Raw genomic sequence first — 2,187 nt, 5'->3', positions numbered from 1 at the left:
GCAGTAGCAGGCCCGGGTGAGGTCCACGCCAGCGCCGCCGGCCCGGATCTGGACAGCAATCACACCAGCTGGAAGATCACCGGAACACTCGGTCTTCCAGCCCTCAAGCTGGTTAATCCGTCCGGACAATTCGTAGTAGCGACGGCCGGCAGCCTCCACTTTCTGGCGGATGGCGTCGGCGTCGTGGATAAACCGAAAAAATACCACCAAGGGCTCATGGGCCGGGAGGTCTTCCAACAGGTCTGCCAGCAGCTCCTGCTTGCCGGTGTCGATCTGCTGCAGGTTGGTGGTGCCGTTCTCATTATCCTCTACCGGCAGGAACCCAGAGGTGATCTGCTGCAGCCGCAGGAGCCGGGTCAGGGCGTTGGCGACTGTTACCTTACCGGACCCAACGCCGGCGACCATGTCCCTGTACAGCTTGGTGTAGATTTTCCGAGCGGAATTGCTGAGGTCGAATCGGCGCTCCTCATCCATCTCCGGCGGCAGGTCCAAGACGTCGCTGGTCCGGACCCGGAAAGCGATCGAGTACATCCGTTCCTGGAACTCCCGGTCCAGTTCTAGACTGTAGTGGGGGTTCGGCCGGCCGTCTGGCAGGGTAGGGCTGATCCGGTAGGCGATCACCTGGTAGCCACCATACCCACCCATGACGGCGTACCGGTTCCGGAAAGCGCTGAAGTTAGTACCAAATATCCCCGGATCCAGGAAGCGGTACTGAGCGTAGACGTCCAGTGGGCTATTATGTGCTGGCGTCCCAGTCAAGGCCATCCGATACGGTACCCGCTTACCTAGCCCGGCGCAGTAGAGGCTGACTCGGGAGCCGGGGCTCTTGATTCGGTGAGATTCGTCCAACACCACACTATCCAACCCGGCCTGCTTTAAGAAGGGCCCCAGCGGTTCCCGCCAGACGCTCTCATAATTTACCACTAAGATGATCGGCCTACCGGCCTCCTCCGCCTGGGCCAGGGCGACCTTGGCCTGCTCCATCTTCTTACCGGCGGTAGATCCGTTCAGGATCACCACGTCGATGGGAATATGGGAGTACATCGGCACCTGCCGGGCCCAGACATCTACCATGGCGGACTTAGGGCAGACCACCAGAGTCCGCTTGTGGTTCCGGTTGGTGATCAGGTCCACCGCTACCTTGGTTTTGCCGGACCCCATCTCCATAAACAGTCCTACAGCAGGCAGATTCTTGGCGAATTGGAATGCTCGCTTCTGGTGAGCCCAGGAGGGGATGCCGCTAGGGTGATCCGGCAGTTCCTCATCACTCATTTGTTTGGCGGCGGCGGCTTCAGTAATGATGCTGGCCATCGCCAGGACGTCAGGATGAATGCACTCGCTCTGGATATGTTTGGCAATGGCGGCAGCCGCCGCCGGTGTCGCCGGGTATTCCCAGGCCCGTATCTCCCTGTTCCATCGGGCACTTGGGATGCTCTTAGCGATGTTGTTCATCTCGAACAGGCACCACCAGTAGATCCGACCGTCCCGGTAGATGACGAAGTATTCAGGCTGGGCGGTATTCTTGGTCTCGTTCGTGTCCTTCATCCACTATCACCCCATAACGATTTCAATGATACCATAGTCTTTGTTCTTGTAAAGGCTGACTGTTTCCCCAGCGTTCTTACCAAACTGTCTATTTTCAATTGTCTTCCAAAAAGTAAATGTCGCCTCTTCGTTCATATCATGTTCACATACAATCCTACCATTTGTTACATATTTAACATGAGTCATGTGAACTCTAATAGATTTTTTATTAACCTTAACAACTGTACCTGTAATGAATTTTTCATAAATGAACATGCCATCCCTTGAAGTGTTTCCACTGTAAATTTGTACCATTTCGTTAATCATTATTTATTCCTCCTTCTTGGTGTTTGCCGGAATTAGAGGCTTCCGGCGGGCCTTGTCGTTACTGCATAGTTCTCGCTATTGTGCGCGGTTCCTTCTCGCTCGCTCCAGCCGGGCCGTCAGGGGGCCGGGTGTGGGATTATCATACGTGTCATGCAGTCGCCCACTCAGGTAATCCCATACGGCGCGGTTGTCGTGCTCGGTCACGTTGATGCCGTATTTCTCTATCTTGTTCGGGTCGGTGTAGGCATACATGATGTGCTCCGGCACCTTGCGAAAGCTGCCATCAGGTGCCATGTAGTAGTGCCAGCCATCCACGCTGAAGCGGTATATGTATTT

At 55.4% G+C, this 2,187-nt stretch carries 3 protein-coding genes; all 3 read right to left on the bottom strand.

Annotation, left to right across the window (positions count from 1 at the left end):
• A partial coding sequence (locus tag ACE4YL_RS06835; protein ID WP_461369421.1) for an SNF2-related protein occupies positions 1–1,545 on the bottom strand: 1,545 nt, incomplete at its 3' end.
• 6 nt (positions 1,546–1,551) lie between these two features.
• Positions 1,552–1,851 carry a hypothetical protein gene (locus tag ACE4YL_RS06830; RefSeq protein WP_461369420.1) on the bottom strand — a complete coding sequence of 100 codons (300 nt, stop codon included), beginning with the start codon at positions 1,849–1,851 and terminating at the stop codon, positions 1,552–1,554.
• 75 nt (positions 1,852–1,926) lie between these two features.
• The coding region (locus ACE4YL_RS06825) for a hypothetical protein (RefSeq protein ID WP_461369419.1) at positions 1,927–2,187 on the bottom strand (261 nt) is incomplete at its 5' end.

The sequence above is a fragment of the Candidatus Darwinibacter acetoxidans genome, from assembly GCF_041936445.1.
Taxonomy (GTDB): domain Bacteria; phylum Bacillota; class Limnochordia; order Darwinibacteriales; family Darwinibacteriaceae; genus DTU010.
Note: the sequence above shows the minus strand (reverse complement) of the source record. Positions and strands in the feature narration are given on the sequence as shown.

Bases quoted from the DNA above. Each gene is read 5' to 3' on its own strand.
- ACE4YL_RS06830 (WP_461369420.1), bottom strand. From the start codon at position 1,851: ATGATTAACGAAATGGTACAAATTTACAGTGGAAACACTTCAAGGGAT.